This window comes from Streptomyces sp. NPDC018045 (assembly GCF_044327445.1).
Classification (GTDB): Bacteria; Actinomycetota; Actinomycetes; order Streptomycetales; family Streptomycetaceae; genus Streptomyces.
In genome coordinates, this window is record NZ_JBIRFL010000012.1 from 175,844 (window position 1) to 196,228 (window position 20,385).

Annotated in this window: 20 protein-coding genes; 9 read left to right on the forward strand and 11 right to left on the reverse strand. The window is 73.3% G+C overall.

Translation table 11 applies throughout. The features are described from left to right. Positions 1-19: 19 nt before the first annotated feature. Positions 20-697 carry a two-component system response regulator AfsQ1 gene (gene afsQ1 / locus ACH4EB_RS25225; RefSeq protein ID WP_004571966.1) on the reverse strand — a complete coding sequence of 226 codons (678 nt, stop codon included), beginning with the start codon at positions 695-697 and terminating at the stop codon, positions 20-22. Positions 698-883: 186 nt separating this feature from the next. Here afsQ1 and ACH4EB_RS25230 point away from each other — a divergent pair, with 186 nt between their 5' ends. Then, entirely contained in the window at positions 884-1,675 is a 792-nt protein-coding gene (locus ACH4EB_RS25230; RefSeq protein ID WP_398349915.1) for a SigE family RNA polymerase sigma factor, read from the forward strand. Between the two features lie 139 nt (positions 1,676-1,814). Here the strand turns inward: ACH4EB_RS25230 and ACH4EB_RS25235 are convergent, their stop codons facing one another. Beyond that, positions 1,815-2,489, reverse strand: coding sequence for a uridine kinase (locus tag ACH4EB_RS25235; RefSeq protein ID WP_398349917.1), 675 nt, complete (start codon positions 2,487-2,489; stop codon positions 1,815-1,817). A 143-nt stretch (positions 2,490-2,632) separates the two neighbouring features. Between ACH4EB_RS25235 and ACH4EB_RS25240 the strand changes: the two genes are divergently transcribed. Further along, positions 2,633-3,034, forward strand: a complete 402-nt coding sequence (locus tag ACH4EB_RS25240) for a hypothetical protein (protein WP_398349919.1) — start codon at positions 2,633-2,635, stop codon at positions 3,032-3,034. A gap of 98 nt (positions 3,035-3,132) precedes the next feature. Here the strand turns inward: ACH4EB_RS25240 and ACH4EB_RS25245 are convergent, their stop codons facing one another. From ACH4EB_RS25245 to deoC, 3 genes are read right to left on the reverse strand one after another with little or no spacing between them, the layout of a single operon-like run. Then, a complete protein-coding gene (locus ACH4EB_RS25245; RefSeq protein ID WP_398349920.1) occupies positions 3,133-4,011 on the reverse strand; it encodes an aldehyde dehydrogenase family protein in 879 nt (292 codons plus the stop codon). Then, positions 4,004-5,440, reverse strand: a complete 1,437-nt coding sequence (locus ACH4EB_RS25250; RefSeq protein ID WP_398349921.1) for an aldehyde dehydrogenase family protein — start codon at positions 5,438-5,440, stop codon at positions 4,004-4,006. Before ACH4EB_RS25250 ends, ACH4EB_RS25245 begins: the two co-directional genes overlap by 8 nt. 4 nt (positions 5,441-5,444) lie before the next feature. After that, positions 5,445-6,440 (reverse strand): deoxyribose-phosphate aldolase, encoded by a 996-nt coding sequence (gene deoC / locus ACH4EB_RS25255; RefSeq protein ID WP_398349951.1) that lies wholly within the window; start codon positions 6,438-6,440, stop codon positions 5,445-5,447. Between the two features lie 335 nt (positions 6,441-6,775). Between deoC and ACH4EB_RS25260 the strand changes: the two genes are divergently transcribed. From ACH4EB_RS25260 to ACH4EB_RS25275, 4 genes are all read left to right on the forward strand, one after another. Beyond that, the gene (locus ACH4EB_RS25260; RefSeq protein ID WP_398349922.1) at positions 6,776-7,894 is read left to right on the forward strand and encodes a hypothetical protein; all 1,119 of its coding nucleotides are present in this window, start codon (positions 6,776-6,778) and stop codon (positions 7,892-7,894) included. Beyond that, positions 7,891-8,538 (forward strand): class F sortase, encoded by a 648-nt coding sequence (locus ACH4EB_RS25265; protein ID WP_398349952.1) that lies wholly within the window; start codon positions 7,891-7,893, stop codon positions 8,536-8,538. Before ACH4EB_RS25260 ends, ACH4EB_RS25265 begins: the two co-directional genes overlap by 4 nt. A gap of 172 nt (positions 8,539-8,710) precedes the next feature. Further along, positions 8,711-9,352, forward strand: a complete 642-nt coding sequence (locus tag ACH4EB_RS25270; RefSeq protein WP_398349923.1) for a PH domain-containing protein — start codon at positions 8,711-8,713, stop codon at positions 9,350-9,352. Positions 9,353-9,448: 96 nt separating this feature from the next. Next, entirely contained in the window at positions 9,449-9,709 is a 261-nt protein-coding gene (locus tag ACH4EB_RS25275) for a hypothetical protein (protein ID WP_398349925.1), read from the forward strand. A gap of 28 nt (positions 9,710-9,737) precedes the next feature. Here ACH4EB_RS25275 and ACH4EB_RS25280 read toward each other — a convergent pair whose 3' ends face one another. From ACH4EB_RS25280 to ACH4EB_RS25295, 4 genes are all read right to left on the reverse strand, one after another. After that, positions 9,738-11,114, reverse strand: coding sequence for a hypothetical protein (locus ACH4EB_RS25280; protein WP_398349926.1), 1,377 nt, complete (start codon positions 11,112-11,114; stop codon positions 9,738-9,740). A 330-nt stretch (positions 11,115-11,444) separates the two neighbouring features. Continuing rightward, the gene (locus tag ACH4EB_RS25285; protein ID WP_398349928.1) at positions 11,445-13,118 is read right to left on the reverse strand and encodes a phospho-sugar mutase; all 1,674 of its coding nucleotides are present in this window, start codon (positions 13,116-13,118) and stop codon (positions 11,445-11,447) included. 179 nt (positions 13,119-13,297) lie between these two features. After that, positions 13,298-14,119 (reverse strand): purine-nucleoside phosphorylase, encoded by an 822-nt coding sequence (locus ACH4EB_RS25290; protein WP_398349929.1) that lies wholly within the window; start codon positions 14,117-14,119, stop codon positions 13,298-13,300. Between the two features lie 206 nt (positions 14,120-14,325). Then, positions 14,326-14,763 (reverse strand): gamma-glutamylcyclotransferase, encoded by a 438-nt coding sequence (locus ACH4EB_RS25295; protein ID WP_360136724.1) that lies wholly within the window; start codon positions 14,761-14,763, stop codon positions 14,326-14,328. 96 nt (positions 14,764-14,859) lie between these two features. Between ACH4EB_RS25295 and ACH4EB_RS25300 the strand changes: the two genes are divergently transcribed. Then, on the forward strand, positions 14,860-16,305 hold the full coding sequence (locus tag ACH4EB_RS25300; protein ID WP_398349931.1) for an NAD(P)H-quinone dehydrogenase: 1,446 nt from the start codon (positions 14,860-14,862) through the stop codon (positions 16,303-16,305). Between the two features lie 284 nt (positions 16,306-16,589). Continuing rightward, entirely contained in the window at positions 16,590-17,570 is a 981-nt protein-coding gene (locus tag ACH4EB_RS25305) for a DeoR/GlpR family DNA-binding transcription regulator (RefSeq protein WP_398349933.1), read from the forward strand. A 188-nt stretch (positions 17,571-17,758) separates the two neighbouring features. Here ACH4EB_RS25305 and ACH4EB_RS25310 read toward each other — a convergent pair whose 3' ends face one another. Continuing rightward, the gene (locus ACH4EB_RS25310; RefSeq protein ID WP_398349934.1) at positions 17,759-18,313 is read right to left on the reverse strand and encodes a TetR/AcrR family transcriptional regulator; all 555 of its coding nucleotides are present in this window, start codon (positions 18,311-18,313) and stop codon (positions 17,759-17,761) included. A gap of 334 nt (positions 18,314-18,647) precedes the next feature. On the opposite strand from ACH4EB_RS25310, the gene ACH4EB_RS25315 reads away from it, so the two are divergent. Continuing rightward, positions 18,648-19,829 (forward strand): alpha/beta hydrolase, encoded by a 1,182-nt coding sequence (locus tag ACH4EB_RS25315; protein ID WP_398349935.1) that lies wholly within the window; start codon positions 18,648-18,650, stop codon positions 19,827-19,829. Between the two features lie 32 nt (positions 19,830-19,861). Here the strand turns inward: ACH4EB_RS25315 and ACH4EB_RS25320 are convergent, their stop codons facing one another. Then, positions 19,862-20,194: a hypothetical protein gene (locus ACH4EB_RS25320; protein WP_398349937.1), complete on the reverse strand. Its 333-nt coding sequence runs from the start codon at positions 20,192-20,194 to the stop codon at positions 19,862-19,864. Positions 20,195-20,385 lie beyond the last annotated feature (191 nt).

Below are 20,385 nucleotides of genomic sequence, written 5' to 3' on the forward strand. Positions count from 1 at the left end.
GGACCGGACGAGCGCTCCGTCACTGCGGGGTGTCCAGCCGGTAGCCGACACCGCGGACCGTACGGATCAGGGTCGGCGAGGACGGTACGTCCTCCACCTTCGCCCGCAGCCGCTGCACGCACGCGTCCACCAGCCGCGAGTCACCGAGGTAGTCGTGCTCCCACACCAGCCGCAGGAGCTGCTGGCGGGACAGCGCCTGCCCGGGGCGGCGGCTCAGCTCCAGCAGCAGGCGCAGCTCGGTGGGGGTCAGTTGCAGGTCCTCGCCGTTCTTGGTGACCGTCATGGCCGAGCGGTCGATGACCAGGGAACCGAACGTCGCCGCGTCGTTGGACTCGCGCTCCCCGCGCCGCAGCACGGCCCGGATCCGGGCGTCCAGCACCCGGCCCTGCACCGGCTTGACCACGTAGTCGTCCGCGCCGGACTCCAGCCCGACCACCACGTCGATGTCGTCGTTGCGCGCGGTCAGCAGGATGATGGGCAGTTGGTCCGTACGCCTGATCCGCCGGCACACCTCGAAACCGTCGATGCCCGGCAGCATCACGTCCAGCACGATCAGGTCCGGGCGCTGCTCGCGCAGCAGCTTCAGGCCGTCCTCGCCCGTCGCCGCGGTCACCACACGGTGACCCTGGCGCGACAGGGAGAGTTCGAGGGCCGTGCGGATGGCGTCGTCGTCCTCGATCAGCAACAGGAAAGGCACACCGGCCATTCTGGCCCATGGGGGACCACGACTTCGACCGGCACGGTGCCCGCGCGGTGTCCCCGCCCCGACCCTCCCGCTGTGACAGGGCTGTGACAGACGGCAGACAGCGTCATGAAACTGCTCCGGCAGAGTTTTTCCCATCACGAACCGAAGCAAGCAGGGTCTACCGACGGGGGGCGCGCGATGAACACACTGCACAGCACCACGACCAGCGCAGTCATCACGCGTCTGCACGATGTCGGCCGGGCCACCGAGAAGTCCGGTGCCGTGGGCGGGCGGGGGTGCGCTCGCGGCACCGGACGTCATCGCATTCCGTACATGATCGCGATCGACGCGATGACGCAGCGCGACGGGGGAGCCGAGGGGGGCGACGGTGGTTCCGCCGGGGCGGCGGCGTACGGGGAAGGTACGGGGGACCGGCGCGCCGCGTCGCAGGCGGAGGAGACGGGGGACGCCGCCGCGGCGTTCACCGCCTACGTCCAGGAGCGCCGTGCTTCCCTGTACGCCACCGCCTACCACCTGACCGGTGACCGCTTCGAGGCCGAGGACCTGCTGCAGAGCGCGCTGTTCTCGACGTACCGGGCGTGGGACCGGATCAGTGACAAGGCGGCGTTGGGGGGCTACCTGCGCCGCACGATGACCAACCTGCACATCAGCGCGTGGCGCCGCCGCAAGCTGAACGAGTACCCGACCGAGGAGCTGCCGGAGACGGTCGGCGACGCGGACGCGATGCGCGGCACGGAGCTGCGCGCGGTGCTGTGGCAGGCGCTGGCCCGGCTGCCCGAGACGCAGCGCACGATGCTGGTGCTGCGCTACTACGAGGGCCGTACGGACCCGGAGATCGCGGACATTCTCGACATCAGTGTCGGCACGGTGAAGTCCAGCATCTGGCGCTCCCTGCGCCGGCTGCGCGAGGACGAGGTCCTGAGCTTCGGCCGTGACGAGCAGGAGTCCTTCGGCGAGCTGGTGGCCTGAGGGGCGGGGAAAACGGGGGAACCGAGGGGGAGCACGGGGGATACGGGGGGATGGGGAGCGGGTTCGGCCGGCCGGGGGGGTACGGCGCGAATCCGCTCCTTCGCCGTTGGGGCCCGCCCGGTGCGGGCCCGCGGGCGTTTCAGGCGCAGACTTCCCGGGGCGCCGCGGCGGGCGACGCGGCCCGGCCGGCCTCCGCGCCCGCGTCCCGCGCCGCCGCTATCCGCGCCAGCGCCTCCGGCTTCGCGCACGGGTGGGCGCCCAGCGCGGCGTGCCGGGCGACGATCGCCCGTTCGGCGCGCAGCAGGCGCAGCCCGCGCCGCAGCAGGTACCCGACCGGCTTGCGGGCCTCGCGCAGGTCGCGGGCCAGCCGCCGCCGGAAGGTCGTGGTGGGGCGGCCGCGCAGGCACAGCGCGTCGGCCAGCAGGCCCGCCGTACGGCACGGCTCGACGAGGTCCGCGGCGAAGATGCCCTCCGCGACGAACAGGGGTGACCCGCCCCGTTCCAGAATCGTTTCACCGACCCGCGCGCTGGCGGCGATGTCGTACACCGGTACGGCCGTACGCCCCGTACGGCACAGTTCCCCGATCGCGGCCACGGCGGCGTCGGCGTCCCACGACAGGGGCGAGTCCCAGTCGGGGCCGCCGCCGTCGGCCAGTGCGGGCAGGGTCGGATCCGTGCCCTCCTTGTAGAAGTCGTCGAGGTTGAGCACGGGCAGGCCACTGCGGGCGGCGAGGGACGACTTGCCGGAGCCGGAGGGGCCGGTCAGCAGGACGACCCGGGCGGCGGGCGGCCGGGCGGCGGTGTGGGAGCTCACGGGCAGTCATTGTCGCGCATTGGGCCGGCCGGGTTACCCGGCGCGCCCGCGCTGGATGCCCCATCGCCCCTCAACTACGCTAAGCGATCGTTCGATTACGCACCCGATGTCAGCTCACGTCACGAAGTACAGGCAGGTGGCACATGGCCTCACACGCACGTCCCCGGCACCGGCGGCGGCGCCGTGTACCGCGTCCGGTGGTGCGCGTCGGGCTGGCGCTCTCCGTGGCCGGCGCGGCGTTCGCGGCGGCGGGCGCGGCACCGGCGGGCGCGGCGCCCGGCCACGACAGCGACGCCAAGAAGACCGGCCGGGCGCTGACGGGCGCGCTGTCGCACTCCTTGGCGGGCGGCATCGGACCGGTCAAGAGCCTCAAGCTGGACCCGCTGGCCGGCACCACGGCCGACCCGCTGACCAACAAGATCGGCACCCAGGTCGCCGACTTCAAGCCGCTGACCACGGGCATCGTGACGGACCCGATCGCGAGCGGCGGAGCGCTGGAGGACCTGCCGCTGGCGGGCAAGGCCGTGGACCTGCTGCCCGGCTGAGAGCGGGCGCGGGCGGGAACGCGAGCCGCCCGCCCTCATGGACGGATGAGGGCGGGCGGCGCGGTTCCCGCGGGCGCGGACGCTCGCGGACCCGGGGTTCAGACCCCCATCGGGTGCCAGACGGTCTTCGTCTCCAGGAAGGCCAGCATCCGTTCCGTACCGGGGTCGGCGGTCCAGTCGACGGCGCCGCCCACAGCCTGTGGACGCAGGACGCGCTTGAGGTTGTCGGCCGCGGCCGTCTCCAGCGCCTTGACCAGCTCCGCGTCGGCCGCGGCGCCCGCCAGGTCGATCGCGTTGACGTCCTGGTGCGCGGCCAGCGGCCCGCCCAGCTCGTTGACCCGGCCCGACAGGATGTTGACCACACCGCCCGGCAGGTCGGAGGTGGCCAGCACCTCGCCGAGCGACAGCGCGGGCAGCGGCGCCTTCTCGCTCGTGACGACCACGGCCGTGTTGCCCGTGACGATCGCCGGGGCGATCACCGACACCAGGCCGAGGAACGACGACTCCTGCGGCGCCAGTACGGCGACCACTCCGGTCGGCTCGGGGGAGGACAGGTTGAAGTACGGCCCGGCCACCGGGTTCGCCGAACCGGCGATCTGGGCGACCTTGTCGGACCAGCCCGCGTACCAGACCCAGCGGTCGATTGCCGCGTCCACCTGCGCCGCGGCCTTGGCCTTCGACAGACCCTCGGCGTCGGCGACCTCCGCGGCGAACTGCTCGCGGCGGCCCTCCAGCATCTCCGCGACGCGGTAGAGGATCTGGCCGCGGTTGTACGCCGTGGCGCCGGACCAGCCGCCGAACGCCTTGCGGGCCGCTACGACCGCGTCCCGGGCGTCCTTACGGGACGACAGGGGTGCGTTGGCGAGCCAGTTGTCCTTCGAGTCGGTCACCTCGTACACCCGCCCGCTCTCGGACCGGGGGAACTTGCCCCCGACGTACAGCTTGTAGGTCTTGAGCACGCTCAAGCGATCAGACATCGAGGTACGCCTCCAGACCGTGCCGGCCGCCCTCGCGGCCGAAGCCCGACTCCTTGTAGCCGCCGAACGGCGAGGCCGGGTCGAACTTGTTGAACGTGTTGGACCAGACGATGCCCGCCCGGAGCTTGTTCGCCATCCACAGGATGCGCGAGCCCTTCTCCGTCCAGACGCCCGCCGACAGCCCGTACGGGGTGTTGTTGGCCTTGGCGACGGCCTCTTCCGGCGTACGGAAGGTGAGCACCGACAGCACCGGCCCGAAGATCTCCTCCTGGGCGATGCGGTGGGCCTGGGTGACGCCGGTGAACAGCGTCGGCGCGAACCAGTAGCCCGCGTCGGGCAGTTCGCAGGCCGGGGCCCAGCGCTCGGCACCCTCGGACTCGCCCGCGTCGGCCAGCGCCGTGATGCGGGCGAGCTGCTCGGCGGAGTTGATGGCGCCGATGTCGGTGTTCTTGTCCAGCGGGTCGCCGACGCGCAGGGTGCTCATCCGCCGCTTGAGCGCGGCCAGCAGCTCGTCCTGCACGGACTCCTGCACCAGCAGCCGCGAGCCCGCGCAGCACACGTGGCCCTGGTTGAAGAAGATGCCGTTGACGATGCCCTCGACGGCCTGGTCGATGGGCGCGTCGTCGAAGACGATGTTCGCGGCCTTGCCGCCCAGCTCCAGGGTGAGCTTCTTGTCCGTACCGGCGACGGTACGGGCGATGGCCTTGCCGACCTCGGTGGAGCCGGTGAACGCCACCTTGTTCACGTCCGGGTGCGCGACCAGCTCGGCGCCGGTCGAGCCGTCACCGGTCAGGATGTTGACGACGCCCTTGGGCAGCCCCGCCTGGCGGCAGATGTCGGCGAAGAACAGCGCGGACAGCGGCGTGGTCTCGGCGGGCTTGAGGACGACGGTGTTGCCGCAGGCCAGCGCCGGGGCGATCTTCCACGCCAGCATCAGCAGCGGGAAGTTCCACGGAATGACCTGGCCGGCCACGCCCAGCGGGCGGGGGTCCGCGCCGTGGCCCGCGTGGCCCAGCTTGTCGGCCCAGCCCGCGTAGTAGAAGAAGTGCGCGGCGACCAGCGGCAGGTCCGAGTCGCGGGACTCGCGGATCGGCTTGCCGTTGTCCAGCGTCTCCAGGACGGCCAGCTCGCGGGAGCGCTCCTGGATGATCCGGGCGATGCGGAAGAGGTACTTGGCGCGCTCGGCGCCGGGCAGCGCCGACCACTTCTCGAACGCCTTGCGGGCGGCCCTGACGGCGCGGTCCACGTCCTCGGGGCCGGCCTGCGCGACCTCGGAGAGGACCTCCTCGTTCGCGGGCGAGACGGTCTTGAAGACCTTGCCGCCGGCCGCGTCGGCGAACTCGCCGTCGATGAACAGCCCGTAGGACGGTGCGATGTCGACGACGGCGCGCGACTCGGGCGCCGGTGCGTATGCGAATGCTGGGCTCATCGGTTCAGTCCACCGTGACGTAGTCGGGGCCGGAGTAGCGGCCGGTGCCGAGCTTCTGGCGCTGCATCAGCAGGTCGTTGAGCAGACTGGAGGCGCCGAAGCGGAACCAGTCCGCGGTCAGCCACTCCTCGCCCACCGTCTCGTTGACCATGACCAGGTACTTCAGCGCGTCCTTGGTCGTTCGGATGCCGCCGGCCGGCTTCACACCGACCTGTACCCCGGTCGCGGCGTGGAAGTCGCGGACCGCCTCCAGCATCAGCAGGGTCACCGGCGGGGTGGCGTTGACCGCAACCTTGCCGGTCGAGGTCTTGATGAAGTCGGCGCCCGCGAGCATCGCGAGCCAGGAGACCCGGCGCACGTTGTCGTACGTCTGGAGTTCGCCGGTCTCGAAGATGACCTTCAGGTGGGCGTACGAGCCGTCCTCGCGGCGGCACGCCTCCTTGACCTGCTTGATCTCCTCGAAGACGGACATGTACCGGCCGGACAGGAAGGCGCCGCGGTCGATCACCATGTCGATCTCGTCGGCGCCGGCCGCGACCGCGTCCCGGGTGTCGGCCAGCTTGACGGGCAGCGCGGCCCGCCCCGCCGGGAAGGCGGTGGCGACGGAGGCGACGTGGATGCCGGAGCCGGTCAGGGCGTCCTTGGCCGTCGCCACCATGTCGGGGTAGACGCAGATCGCGGCGACCTTGGGGGTGGTGCGGTCGGTGGGATCGGGGCTGATCCCCTTGGCGCACAGGGCCCGGACCTTGCCCGGGGTGTCCGCTCCTTCGAGCGTCGTCAGGTCGATCATCGAGATGGCGAGATCGATGGCGTACGCCTTCGCCGTGGTCTTGATCGAGCGGGTGCCGAGGGTCGCGGCGCGGGCCTGTAGGCCGACCGCGTCGACGCCCGGGAGGCCGTGCAGGAAGCGGCGCAGCGCACCGTCGGAAGCGGTCACGTCCGCCATCGACGCCAGACGCCCCGCGGCTTCCTTGCCGTATGCGGGAACAGTGGTGGGCATGGTCACGAGGGGAGCATATCTACGCGCGTAGCTGCATGTCACCCCCCGCGGACGGATACGGGCGCGGCGGCCTTCGCGTCCGGTCGCGCGGGGTGCTCCCCGGCAGGTGCGCGGACGCGCTTCGTGACAGGCGGACGGTCGTGCTCTGTAACAGGTGCGCGGGGGAGTGATGAGCTTCTGTGCGGCGACCGTTACACAACGGCGGACGGGTCGTCACCGCTGTCCCCTACCTTCGACAGTGCCGCACCGCACCGCAGCACTTTCCGGCCCTCCGTACGAAGGGCGGCGGATGTGGTCACGTCGCCGAACGACCGACCATCTCACGGGGGTTCCCCATGACCGCACAGTCCGCCCGCCGCACGCTGCGTGCCGCCGTCGCGTCCGCCGCCCTGGGGGCCGCCGTCCTCGGCTCCGCCTCCGGCGCCTTCGCCGCCGCGCCCGGCACGTCCGCCGCGCCCGCCGTGGCCGCTTCCGCGCGGGCCGCCACCGACGGCGCGGACCGGTATGAGGGCAAGCCGGTCGCCATCGGCAACGGGATGGTGGCCGTGCTGCGCAACGTGCCGTCCGCGGGCGGCCCGGAGGCGTGGATCCGTTACGTCGGTCCGCAGTGGAAGCCGGGCGACTGGTACCTGGTCCGGGTGCTCGGCCTGCTCGACCGCGCCCACCCGAGCGCCACCCTCAAGGGCCTGTCCCTGCGGTTGACCGGCGCGTCGGGCACATCGCCGAAGCTGCACGTCAGCGGCGGCCCCGGGGGCCCGAAGAGCTATCTGCTGCCGAAGGCCGCGACGCCCGCCACCGGCGGCAAGACGTCCGACGGCAAGGCGACCGGCAAGGACGGCAAGCACCAGGCCGGCCAGGCGACCGCCCACCGGCCCGGCAGCGGCACCGCCGCCGGCCGCCGCGAGAACTGCACGATCACCCGCCGCGTGGCCATCGGCGGCGGCACCCTGGCCGTACTGACCCGCGGCCGCCAGGGCCCCGCGGCGACGTTCGAGGACGGAGCGGGCAACGCCGTTCCGGGCGCTTCCCTCAACGGTACGCACCCGACCCTCACCCGCTTCGGCGCGAAGATCGTCGACCCGTACGGCGCCCGCCCCAAGCTCCGCTTCGCGATGCAGGGCGGCGACTACCCGCCCGGCACCGCCAACTTCCCCGCCCTGCCCAAGGGCTGCGTGCCCGCCGCCCGGCCCGGCGAGGGCGGCACGGCAGGCAAGGCACCCGGCGCCAAACCGACGGGCAGCAAGAGCACGGGCGCGGTCGGCGCGCAGGCCACGCCGACCGCCGGCCAGACCAAGGTGCTGCCCCGGGGCGCCGTGGCCGCCGGTTACGACGGCGTGGAGCAGCCGGACACCACGCCGCTGTTCACCGCGGGCGGTGTGTTCGCCGCGGCCGGTGCCGCGGGCGTGGTCTTCGCGGTGCGCCGCCGCCGGCAGTCCGAGGGAGCGCGGTGCTGAGCCGACGCCCTGACCGGCGCCGGCCGGGCCGCACACTGCCGGCGGTCTGCCTGCTCCTGCTCGTGACCGGGGGCGCACTGATCGCCTGGGGCGTCCTGGACACCGGTGGCCCCGGCGTGGCGCCGCCCGTCCACGTCGCGGACGCCGGCGCCCCCGCCGCGGCCCCGCGCGCGGCGGCGCCCGCCGCCCTGCCCGCCTCCCGGCCCGTCCGCGTGCGCATACCGGCCGCGAGCGTGAACACCGGCCCCGTCCTCGGCCTGGGGCTCGCCGCCGACGGCACGGTCCAGGTGCCGTCCGTGGCCCAGGCCGGCCGGATCGGCTGGTACGACAAGGGCGTCACCCCGGGCGAGACCGGCCCCGCCGTCCTCATCGGTCACTACGACACCGTCGACGGCCCCGCCGTACTGCGGGACATCGGCCGCGTCGGGCCCGGCGACAGGATCTACGTCGACCGGGCGGACGGGCGGACCGCGGTCTTCGCCGTCCGGGCGCTCCAGCAGGTGGACAAGAAGGATTTCCCCACCCAGCGGGTCTACGGCGACACCGACCGGCCCGAGCTGCGCCTGGTGACCTGCGGCGGCGGCCTGGTCGACGGCCACCGGCCGGACAACATCGTGGTCTACGCCGATCTGGTGGCGGCCTGAGTACGGACCGCCGTGCGCGCGGAGGGTCAGGCGTGCGCACACGGGGCCGGGCGTGCGCGAGCGGGGTCCGGCGTGGGCATGCCAGGGTCCGGTGGGGCGTGCCGGGGGCCGGGCGTACGAATGATGCCGTAACGCAATGTCCGCGTTCCGGACGCTCGGGCAGAATCGCAGCATGACGAGCCCGGAACAGTCCTCCACGCCGCAGGAGCAGTACGCGGACCGCAGCTACCGTTCGCCCGCGGCCCTCGTCGGCGGGGTGCTGCTCCTCGCGCTGGCCGCCTGGCTGGGCGGCGACGCGCTGGTGCGCGGCGAGGCGCACACCAAGCTGACGGCGGCGGCCGGACTGCTGTTCGTGGTGCCGCTGGTGGTCGCCTTCACGCTGCGCCCGCTGGTGCGGGCCGGCGCGGACCGGCTGGTGGTGCGCAACCCGTTCCGTACGATCACGCTGCCCTGGGCCGCGGTCGCGGACCTGCGGGCGTCGTTCTCCAGCGAGGTCTTCACCGCCGACGGTACGAAGTACCAGCTCTGGTCGATCCCCGTGTCCCTGCGGCAGCGCAAGAAGGCGAACCGGCAGGCGCGGCGCGCCGCGGGGCGCCCGGCACGCGGACAGCGGGACGCGCACCTGGCCCCCGGCCCGGAGACCGGCGTGCCACGGGCCACCGCCGACCGGTCGCTCGACGAACTGCGGGAACTCCAGGAGCGGGGCGCCCGGCGGGAAGGCGCGCAGGGCGCCCCGGTGGTGAAGTGGGCGTACGAGATCCTGGCGCCGTGTGCGGTGGGCGCGGTGGCGCTGGTGGTACTCGTCGTGATCTGAGCGCGGTGGCGGCGGTGCGCGGGGCAGCGCCCGGACACGGCGGCGGAGGCGCCGCGGGTGGCCGGGCCCGGGCACCGGGAACGGGAAGGGACCGCCGTGGGCAAGCCGAACTACTCGGGCATCACATCGCTCGACGGGTACGTGGCGGACGCGCACGGGGCGTTCGACTGGGCCGTCCCCGACGAGGAGGCGGCACCGGCCGTCCGGGACGTCGCCGGGCCGTGGCGGACCACGGACAAGGTCGTCTACTCCACGACGCCGGAGTCGGTGTGGACCGCCAGGACCCGCCTCGAACTGCTCGAAGAACGCCGCTTCGGCAACGGCATGGTCCACCTCCGCCCCCGCGCCGCCGCCTGAGCGGGGGCGGGAGACGTACGCGGGCGGGTCACGGCGGCCCGCCGTACACCAGCGTCATGTACGCGCCGAAGTACGCCGAGCCCAGCGCGGCCGCCGACAGGCAGAGCACGGCGACGCGGCGGTGCGCGTGGGCGATCGCCAGCGCCAGGGGGAGCAGCAGCGGGAAACCGGGCAGCAGGAAGCGGGCCCGGGGGAAGTAGACCCCGCCGCTGCCCAGGACGATCAGCAGCAGGACACCGCTGAGGACGAGCAGCGGCACGGGCTGCCGGTCGCACACGCACAGCAGGAACAGGGCCACCGACGCGATCAGCACCAGCGACACCACGACCAGGAAGAGCTGCGGGTGCGACGGGTAGATCAACAGGTTGCGCAGCGTACGCAGCGTCTCCTTGCCGCCGTCCCACTGGTTCTCCCACTGCCGCTGCACCGCGAAGTAGCCGTCAGCGCGCCCGAGGTGCAGGCCCACCCATCCGACGTACCCGAGCCAGCCGAGCGGCGCCAGCAGCGCGCCGAGGACGATGCGGCGCACCCGGTCACGGTCCGAGGACAGGGCCGCGGGCGGCTTCGGCGCGAAACCGGGCGCGGGCGCCGGCGCACACGGCGGAGTGGGCGGGGGCGCGGGCTCCGGAGTGGGATGGGGCGCGGGCTCCGGGGCGGGCGCTGGGCCGGTCTCCGCGGCGGATACGGGAGCGGGCTCCGGATCGGCGGCGCGGCGCAGGCGCCACAGGGCGACGACGGCGCTGACGCAGACCGCCGCGACGAGCGCGAGGCCGGTGGGACGGGTGAGGCCGGCAAGCAGGCACAGCACACCGGCCGAGACCCAGCGGCCGGTCAGCACGGCGTACAGCGACCAGGCCACCAGCGCGGTGAACAGCGACTCCGTATAGCCCATCCACTGCACGGCGGCGACCGGCGTGGCGCCCCACAGCACCGCCAGCACGGTGCCGACCCGCGCCCCGTACAGCCGCTCACCCACCGCGAAGATCCCCCAGGCGGCCAGCAGCGCGCAGCCGACCGCGACGACCAGCCCGACGGAGGCCCGGGAACCGGGCGTCACCCCGGCGACGGCCTTCACCAGCACCGGGTACAGCGGGAAGAACGCGAGGTTGCTCTCACCGGCGCCGTTCTCGTCGAACGCGGACGCGGACGCGTAGCCGCGCTCCGCGATCCCCAGGTACCAGCGGGAATCCCACCGGTTGGCCAGCAGCGGCCACAGACCGCGGTCCCGGAGGTGCGCCCACTTCATCAGCACGAGGGTGCCCAGCAGTCGTACGGCGGTGTAACCCAGGAGCGCGGGGCCGGCGCGGCGCAGCAGGTTCCCGGCCGCTCGTACGGCGGGACCGCGGGGAGCGGGGTCCGCCACCGGTGCGGAGGCGGCGGCCGGGCTGGGCGCGGTCGGGGACACTGCGGCAACTCCTGGGAGGGCTGGGCAGGTTGTCGGGCCGGACCAGATCAGGGTGTCCCGGAGCACGGGCCGCCGTGTGGGCGTGCTGCGGCAGGTGCAGTACGGCTGTCACTCGTACGGGGGGCAGAGCCCCGCGCGCCCCGTCACGGAGCGGAGCGGGCCGGGGCGGGCCGGAGTGGACCGGGGCGGGCCGGAGCCTGGGCTCCGGAATCCGTTGGTCCTGACCCCGGCACGGAGCGGAGCGGGCTCCGGAACCCTTTGGTCCCGGAGCCCGCTCCCTACGCCCGGCCGCCGCTCCCGCGCCGGCCGGGGTCACGCGATGGCCGCAGCTCAGATGCCGGCCGCCGCCGCCAGGTCCGCCTTGATCGCGCCGAGCACCTCGTCGGCCTTGGCGCGCGCCGCGCCCAGCCCCTGGGCGTCCGCGACCGGCACCACGACCTCCAGGTAGCACTTCAGCTTGGGTTCGGTACCGCTGGGCCGGACCACCACCCGGCCGGCCTCCACACCGTCCTGCTCCGCCCCCGCGAGGTGGTAGCGCAGGCCGTCGGTGGGCGGCAGCGTGTCCGTCCCCCGGGAGAGGTCGTCGGAGGACGAGACGGCCAGACCCGCCAGCGCGGCCGGCGGCTGCTCGCGCAGCCGCCGCATGGCGGCGGCGATCAGCGACAGGTCCTCGACACGGACCGAGAGCTGGTCGGTGGCGTGCAGGCCGAAGTCCAGGGCCAGGTCGTCCAGCAGGTCCGTCAGCGTGCGGCCGGACTGTTTCAGCTCGGCCGCCAGCTCGGTGATCAGCAGGGCGGCGGTGATGCCGTCCTTGTCCCGTACGCCCTCGGGGTCGACGCAGTAGCCCAGCGCCTCCTCGTACGCGTACCGCAGGCCGTCCACCCGGGCCAGCCACTTGAAGCCGGTCAGCGTCTCCTCGTACGGCAGCGAGGCCGCGGCGGCGATCCGTGACATCAGCGAGGAGGACACGATCGTGGTGGTGAAGGTTCCGGACGCCTGCTTGCCGACCAGGTGTGCGGCCAGCAGCGCGCCGACCTCGTCACCGCGCAGCATGCGCCAGCCGTCCTGGGTACCGGGGTCCGGTACGGCGACGGCGCAGCGGTCCGCGTCCGGGTCGTTGGCGATGACGATGTCCGGGCCGACGGCGCGCGCGGTCGCGAAGGACAGGTCCATCGCGCCCGGCTCCTCCGGGTTGGGGAACGCCACGGTCGGGAAGTCCGGGTCCGGCTCGGCCTGCTCGGCGACCACGGTCGGCGCCGGGAAACCGGCCCGCGCGAAGGCGGCCACCAGCACGTCCCGGCCCACGCCGTGCATCGGCGTGTAGACCACCTGCGTGTCGCGCGGCGAATCCGGCGTGAGCACCGCGTCCGTACGCGCCAGGTACGCCTGGAGCACGTCCTCGCCGAGCACCTCCCAGCCCTCTTCGGGCCGCGGCACGTCGTCGAGCGAGCCCACCGCGGCGATCCGCTCGGCGATCAGACCGTCGGCGGGCGGCACGATCTGCGATCCGTCACCCAGGTAGACCTTGTAGCCGTTGTCGCGCGGCGGGTTGTGGCTGGCGGTGACCTCGACCCCCGCGACGGCGCCCAGGTGCCGGATGGCGAAGGCCAGCACCGGGGTGGGCAGCGGGCGCGGCAGCACCGCGGCGCGCAGGCCCGCGCCCACCATCACGGCCGCGGTGTCCCGCGCGAAGTCCGCGCTCTTGTACCGCGCGTCGTACCCGATCACGACCAGGCCCCCGGCCTGCCCCTGGTCCTTGAGGTACGCGGCCAGCCCGGCCGCCGCGCGGATGACCACGGCGCGGTTCATCCGCATCGGGCCCGCGCCCAGCTCACCGCGGAGCCCGGCGGTGCCGAACTGCAGGGTGCCCGCGAACCGGGCCGACAGCTCGTCCAGGTCCTCGGCGTCGATCAGCTTGCCCAGCTCTTCGCGGGTTTCGAGGTCGGGGTCCTCGGCCAGCCATGCCTTCGCCCGGCTGATCAGCTCCGCGGGATCGGTTGCCACGTGATGCTCCTGCCTCTGGTTGCGGTGGTGGGGGAAGCGCTCGGCGCGTTTACGCTTACCCACTCCGCGCGTTGGTTCGACCGGCGGCCCGGCCCTTGCCTGCGGAGCGCCCACGGGCGCCCCGAACGACGTACGGGGCGTCCGAGAACGCCCCGTACCCCTGCGCCACTGCCCGTGGCTCAGAGCTTGCCGAGCACCTGGGCGAGCAGGCTGCCCATACGGGTCGCGGAGTCGCGCCCGGCCTGCAGGACCTCTTCGTGGTTGAGCGGCTCGCCGGTCATGCCCGCGGCGAGGTTGGTCACCAGCGACAGCCCGAGGACCTCGGCGCCGGCCTCACGGGCGGCGATGGCCTCCAGGACGGTGGACATGCCGACCAGGTCCGCGCCCAGGGTGCGGAGCATCTTGATCTCGGCCGGGGTCTCGTAGTGCGGGCCGGGGAGCTGGGCGTACACGCCCTCCTCCAGCGTCGCGTCGACCTCCTTGCACAGCGCGCGCAGCCGCGGCGAGTACAGGTCGGTCAGGTCGACGAAGCGGGCGCCGACGATCGGGGAGGTGGCGGTGAGGTTCAGGTGGTCGCTGATGAGGACCGGCTGGCCGGGGCGCATGCCGTCGCGCAGACCGCCGCAGCCGTTGGTGAGCACCACGGTCTTGCAGCCCGCGGCGACGGCGGTCCGCACGCCGTGCGCCACGGGGGCGACGCCGCGGCCCTCGTAGAAGTGCGTACGGCCCAGGAAGACCAGGGCCCGCTTCTCGCCGATCTTGTACGAGCGGATCGTGCCGCCGTGGCCCTCGACGGCCGGCGCCGGGAAGCCGGGCAGTTCGGTGACCGGGAACTCGTGCTCGGGCGCGCCCAGTGCCTCGGCGGCAGGGGCCCAGCCGGAGCCCATCACCAGGGCGACGTCGTGGGTCTCGGCGCCGGTCAGCTCGCGCAGGCGGGCGGCGGCGTCGGCGGCGGCGGCCTGCGGGTCGCGCGCGATGTCCGGGGTAACAGATGCGTTCACGCGGACGAGGGTAGCCGGTAAATGCCTACGCGCGTAGATGTCCTCGCCGACGGTGTCCTGTCGATCTGTTCGTAGCTCTGTACGAATGGTCTTCGGGCGGTGCGGGGGCGAGCTCGTGTGGGTGTCGCTCGGGCGCTGCCCTTCGGGTCTGTCGGGCGCCCGTGGCGGCTTCCGCCACCGCTCCGTCCCCTCACGTCCTCACGTTCTCAGCAAGGTCGCTTCCGCAGTTCCATCACGTAGTCGTGGGGGGCGCCGGCCGACTCTGCGGCGTCGGCGATTTCGCCCAGGTAGCGGGCTGCGGGGAGGCCGCCCTCGTAGCCGTTGAGGACGTAGAGCCAGGCGGCCTCGTCGCCCTCCAGGGTGTGGACGCGTACGCGCATCCGGCGGTAGATGTCCATGCCCACGCCCTCCCAGCGGTCCATGGATTCCTCGTCCATGGGCGCGATGTCGTAGAGGGCGACGAAGACCTGGGAACGGGGGGCCTCGACGATCGTCGGGAGCGCTCCCTCCCAGCCCATCTGTTCCCCGCCGAACGTGAGCCGCCAGCCGTTGAGCCAGCCGGTGCCGCGCAGCGGCGAGTGCGGAGCGCGGCGGGTCATCAGCCGCGCGTCGAGGTTGCCGGCGTACGCGGCGTAGAGCGACATGGTTCCGAGGGTACGGGAGGTCAGGGGGTGGGCTCGTGGTACGGGAGGTTCGAACGGCGGCCCCCGGGGGGTAACCCGGCGGGGGCGTACGGGAGAATGGAGGACGTGACTCGGATCGTGATCATCGGTGGCGGACCCGGCGGATACGAGGCGGCCCTGGTGGGCGCCTCTCTCGGCGCGGAGGTGACCGTCGTCGACTGCGACGGCCTGGGCGGGGCGTCGGTGCTGACCGACTGCGTCCCGTCCAAGACCCTCATCGCGACGGCCGAGGTGATGACCACCTTCGACTCGTCGTACGACGAGCTGGGCATCATCGTCGAGGACGACACCCCGCCGGTCGACCGTCCCGCGCGCGTCGTCGGGGTGGACCTCGGCAAGGTCAACCGCCGGGTCAAACGCCTCGCGCTCGCCCAGTCGCATGACATCACCGCCTCCGTCACCCGAGCGGGCGGGCGGGTGATGCGCGGCCGCGGCCGCCTGGAGCCGGGGCAGTCGCCGGACGGTTCGCGCACGGTCACGGTCACCGCGGCGGACGGTACGGAGGAGACGCTGACCGCGGACGCGGTGCTCGTCGCGACCGGCGCCCACCCGCGCGAGATCCCGGACGCGCAGCCGGACGGCGAGCGCATCCTGAACTGGACGCAGGTCTACGACCTGGACGAGCTGCCGGAAGAACTGATCGTGGTCGGCTCCGGTGTCACCGGCGCCGAGTTCGCCGGTGCCTACCAGGCGCTCGGCTCCCGCGTCACCCTCGTCTCCTCCCGCGACCGCGTCCTTCCGGGTGAGGACCCGGACGCCGCCGCGGTCCTGGAGGACGTCTTCCGCCGCCGCGGCATGAACGTGATGGCCCGCTCGCGGGCCGCCTCCGCCAAGAGGGTGGGCGACCGGGTCGAGGTCACCCTGTCGGACGGTCGTACGATCACCGGCTCGCACTGCCTGATGGCGGTCGGCTCGATCCCGAACACCGCGGGCATAGGGCTCGAAGAGGCCGGCGTACGGCTGAAGGAGTCCGGCCACATCTGGACGGACAAGGTCTCGCGCACCTCGGCCCCCGGCGTCTACGCGGCGGGCGACTGCACCGGCGTGTTCGCGCTGGCCTCCGTCGCCGCGATGCAGGGCCGGATCGCGATGTACCACTTCCTGGGTGACGCGGTGACGCCGCTGAACCTCAAGACCGTCTCCGCGAACGTCTTCACCGACCCGGAGATCGCCACCGTCGGGTACAGCCAGGCGGACGTGGACGCGGGCCGGATAGACGCCCTGGTCGTCAAGCTGCCGCTGCTGCGCAACCCGCGCGCGAAGATGCAGGGCATCCGCGACGGATTCGTGAAGCTGTTCTGCCGTCCCGGTACGGGCATCGTGGTGGGCGGAGTGGTCGTCTCGCCGCGCGCGAGTGAGCTGATCCACCCGATCTCGATCGCGGTCGACAACAACCTGACGGTGGAGCAGATCGCCGGCGCGTTCACGGTCTACCCGTCGCTGTCCGGTTCGATCGCCGAGGTGGCGCGGCAGCTCCACACGCGCAAGATGTCCAGCGAATAGACCGCGGCCAGCCGGATGAACGGGCCCCGCGGCTCGCGGCGTGGCGCCCCGTGGGCCGGGGTGCGCGGGGCGGGTCGGCGGGGCGGTTTCCGTACCGCTTTCCGTACCGCTTTCCGTGCCGTTCTGCCGCGGAAGGCGCGCGGCGGCGCCGGTTCGTGGCAGTCTTGTGCCACTGCGTGACCGGCCAGCGGCATATACCACGTGCGCGGGTCGGGAACGAACAACTTCCGTTAATTGGTGCAACCTGCTGAAAGCAGACGGTCGTTGGCGTTACTGTCAGTTTCGTGTTCGCTGCAGAACGTCGCCAACTGATCCTCGAAATGGTGCGTGCGAACGGAGCGGTATCGCTCCGTGAGCTCGCCCGCGTCGTCCAGACCTCCGAAGTAACCGTACGGCGGGACGTGCGGGCGCTGGAGGCAGAAGGACTGCTCGACCGCCGGCACGGCGGTGCGGTCTTGCCGGGCGGTTTCGCCCGGGAGTCCGGCTTCCCACAGAAATCCCATCTAGCGACCGCGGAGAAGACGGCCATCGCCGATCTCGCCGCCGGCTTCGTCGAAGAAGGCGAGGCCATCGTGGTCGGCGCCGGGACCACCACGCAGGAGCTGGCCCGCCGGCTCGCTCGGGTGCCCGGTCTGACCGTGGTCACCAACTCCCTCCTGGTCGCCCAGGCGTTGGCCCATGCCAACCGTGTCGAGGTCGTGATGACCGGCGGCACCCTGCGCGGGTCGAACTACGCGCTGGTCGGCAGCGGGGCCGAGCAGTCGCTCCAGGGGCTGCGGGTCTCCCGCGCCTTCCTCTCGGGCAGCGGCCTGACCGCCGAGCGCGGCCTGTCCACGTCCAACATGCTCTCCGCGAGCGTGGACCGGGCGCTGGTGCAGGCGGCGGCGGAGGTCGTGGTCCTCGCCGACCACACCAAGCTCGGTACGGACACCATGTTCCAGACGGTGCCCACCGACGTGATCACCCGGCTGGTGACCGACGAGCCGCCGGGCCACGACGACCGGGCCGCCACCGAACTCCAGGCCCTGGCCGACCAAGGCGTGCAGATCGCGGTGGCCGGCGGCCCCGGGACGGGCGCCGCCCAGCAGGCGCCGGAGGTGGTGGCGGCCGACCGCCGCGGTCCCCGCAGGGATGTGCCGCTCCCGGGCCAGCGGCGCAATCTGGCGCCGGGAGGCGGCGGTTCCGGGCCGCAGTTGCGGACGGCCGCGCCGTTGGCGGAGCAGCCGGGCGGCCGGGTCGCAGATCTGGCACCACGCCGCCGCTGAACGGGTGCCGGCGCGCGTACGGCTGCGCCGGCACCGCCCGACGGACGGCCAGGGGGACGTACGGCCGGACCGGCACCGCCCCATGTACGGTCACGCGGCCGGACGGCCGGACCGGCACCGCCCCATGTACGGTCACGCGGCCGGACGGCCGGACCGGTGGGGCCGATCGCCCGTGCCCCGCCTCCCGCTCAGCCCTTCTCGGCGCGCAGCCCCGTCAGTGTCAGGGTGAGCAGCCGGTCGGCCAGGTGGGGGTCGTCCGGTGACTCCTCCACGGCCAGGGCGATGCCGTTGGTGAGCTGCATCAGATCACCGATGCTCACATCGGACCGTACGGCACCGGCTTCCTGTGCGCGGCTGAGCAGCGCGCCGCCCGCCTCGCGCATCGGGACGCTGCACCGGGACAGCCCCGAACTGGCGTCGCCGGGCGCCGCCATCAGCGCCCGCGACAGCCCGCGGTAGGTGCTGGCGTGCGTGATGATCGCCCGCAGCCATTCCACGAGCGCCGCGCACGGCTGCGGCGCGTCGCTCAGCTCCCGCGCGTGCGCCAGCAGCGCGTCCACCTCACCCTGGAACACCGCGCCCATCAGGGCCGTCCGGTTGGGGAAGTGCCGGTAGAGCGTGCCGATCCCCACGCCCGCGCGCCGTGCGATGTCCTCCAGCGAGGTGTCGGTGCCGTGGTCCGTGAAGGCCGTACGGGCCACCGCCAGCAGCCGCTCGTAGTTGCGGCGCGCGTCGGCACGCATGGGTCGTACGGATTCCTGCCCTGCCGTCTCGGTCACCATCGCCGTCCTCGCCGTCCTCCCTGAGCGCGGCCCTCCAGCGGACCGGTGTCCCCAGGATGCCACTGCCCCCGGCGCCCCAGCCTGCGGACCGGAGCGGCGCCCCGCTGCCCGGGCGCCGCCCGGCGTGCGGGGTGGACGGCAGGCGGCCCGCAGGTGACGGGCAGGGAAGGCGGCGCGGGCGCCTTGGGGAACAAGTGGGCAAGGTGGCAACGCGGTGCCGCCGGGAGCCATCAAACCTGGCGCAATGGGGTCTTCAGAGGCCGTCCGAACGCGTGCGGGAACACCTGGGGAAGCAATGGAACTGACCAGCCGATCACTGCTGTACACCATGATCGCGGTCGCCGTGGTGTGCGTGGGGCTCACCCTCTGGCAGTGGCCGCGCTTCGCCGGCCGCGGCCCGGTGGCCTGGCTGGGCCGCGTCGGGTCCATCGTCGCCACGCAACTGGCCATCGTCGCCGCGCTCGGCCTCGTCGTGAACGCCAACTTCCAGTTCTACGGTTCCTGGCACGAACTGCTCGGCCTGTACGACGACGCCCCGGGCGCGGTCGCCAAGTGGGGAGACGGGGGAGCGGGCCCGGCCGGCGACCCGTCGAAGGGGCTGGTGCAGCCCGACGGGACCGACGACCTGGAGAAGGTGCACGGCCTGCCGAAGGGGCCGCCCGACAAGGCGGGCCGGGTGGAGTCCGTACGGATCGTCGGCAAGCGCACCAAGGCCGTGGACCCCGCGTACGTCTACCTGCCGCCGCAGTACTTCCAGAAGCAGTACGAGCGCCAGCGCTTCCCCGTCATCGTCGCCATCAGCGGCTACCCCGGCGGCCACTTCCTGCTGGGGCAGCACCTGCGGGTGCCGCAGACCGCCGGCGGCCTGATCGGCAAGGGAAAGATGCAGCCCACCGTCATCGTCATGCTGCGGCCGACCATCGCGCCGCCGCGCGACACCCAGTGCGTGGACGTGCCGGACGGCCCGCAGGCGGAGACGTTCTTCGCGAGCGACCTGCCCGCCGCGCTGAAGGAGCACTACCGGGTCGGGCACGACCCCAGCGGCTGGGGCCTGCTCGGCTACTCGTCCGGCGGGAGCTGCGCCCTCCAGCTCTCCATGCGGCACCCCCGTACGTACACATCGGCGGCGGCCCTCTCACCCGACTACAAGGTCAGCAGCGACCCGACCACCGGCAACCTCTTCGGGGACGGCCCGGAGCGCGCCCGGCGCAAGCGGGAGCACGACCTGATGTGGCGGCTGGCGCACCTGCCCGCGCCGCGGGTCTCGGTGCTGATCGGCACCAGCCGGGAGGGGGAGAAGAACTACCCGGCGGCGAAGGAGTTCCTGAACGCGGTCAAGCCGCCGATGAAGGCCGAGTCGATCGTCCTCGACCAGGGCAGCCACAACTTCGCCACCTGGCGGCGCGAACTGCCCGCCGCGCTCCAGTGGATGAGCCGGCAGCTCACGTTCCCGGAGGACGTGGTCAACGCCTCCTGACGCCGGGCCCAGGACGGTACGGGCCGCCCTGCTCACCGGTCGTCCGATGCGCTCCAGCGGGCCAGCAGGTCCCGCAACGGGCCCGCCAGGGCGGGGGACGCGCGCAGCAGGCGGCGCAGCCGCGCCCGCCATCCGGCCTCCACGTCGGCGGCCGCCGCGGGGTCGCCCTCCAGCCGGGCGGTCAGGAACTCCTCGCGGGAGTCCTCCAGTTCGTCGGTGAGCGCCTCGCGGTCGACGCCGCCGGGGCTGAACCTGGCGAGCAGGCCGGTCAGTTCGTCCCGTGAGCGGTGCCACCGGTCCGTCCGTGACCGGGCGAACAACTGCTGGGCGGTGGTCGCCGCCAGGGCCGTGAGGTGCGCATCCATGCGGTCCATGAAAAGCGCGGGGGCCCGTGGCACTCAAGTGCCACGGGCCCCCGCGCGGGCGGACCGGACGGCCGTACCGGCCGTCCGGTACCGGCCGTCAGTCCTTGATTTCGCAGATGACGGCGCCGGAGGAGAGGGCGGCGCCGACTTCGGCGGTCAGGCCCTTGATGGTGCCGGTGCGGTGGGCGTTG

Excerpts from the sequence above, each read along its gene's own strand:
- ACH4EB_RS25230 (WP_398349915.1), top strand. The coding sequence starts at position 884 with ATGAACACACTGCACAGCACCACGACCAGCGCAGTCATCACGCGTCTG.
- ACH4EB_RS25240 (WP_398349919.1), top strand. The coding sequence starts at position 2,633 with ATGGCCTCACACGCACGTCCCCGGCACCGGCGGCGGCGCCGTGTACCG.
- ACH4EB_RS25245 (WP_398349920.1), bottom strand. The coding sequence starts at position 4,011 with ATGTCTGATCGCTTGAGCGTGCTCAAGACCTACAAGCTGTACGTCGGG.
- ACH4EB_RS25250 (WP_398349921.1), bottom strand. The coding sequence starts at position 5,440 with ATGAGCCCAGCATTCGCATACGCACCGGCGCCCGAGTCGCGCGCCGTC.
- deoC (WP_398349951.1), bottom strand. The coding sequence starts at position 6,440 with ATGCCCACCACTGTTCCCGCATACGGCAAGGAAGCCGCGGGGCGTCTG.
- ACH4EB_RS25260 (WP_398349922.1), top strand. The coding sequence starts at position 6,776 with ATGACCGCACAGTCCGCCCGCCGCACGCTGCGTGCCGCCGTCGCGTCC.
- ACH4EB_RS25270 (WP_398349923.1), top strand. The coding sequence starts at position 8,711 with ATGACGAGCCCGGAACAGTCCTCCACGCCGCAGGAGCAGTACGCGGAC.
- ACH4EB_RS25295 (WP_360136724.1), bottom strand. The coding sequence starts at position 14,763 with ATGTCGCTCTACGCCGCGTACGCCGGCAACCTCGACGCGCGGCTGATG.
- ACH4EB_RS25300 (WP_398349931.1), top strand. The coding sequence starts at position 14,860 with ATGGAGGACGTGACTCGGATCGTGATCATCGGTGGCGGACCCGGCGGA.
- ACH4EB_RS25310 (WP_398349934.1), bottom strand. The coding sequence starts at position 18,313 with ATGCGTGCCGACGCGCGCCGCAACTACGAGCGGCTGCTGGCGGTGGCC.
- ACH4EB_RS25315 (WP_398349935.1), top strand. The coding sequence starts at position 18,648 with ATGGAACTGACCAGCCGATCACTGCTGTACACCATGATCGCGGTCGCC.
- ACH4EB_RS25320 (WP_398349937.1), bottom strand. The coding sequence starts at position 20,194 with ATGGATGCGCACCTCACGGCCCTGGCGGCGACCACCGCCCAGCAGTTG.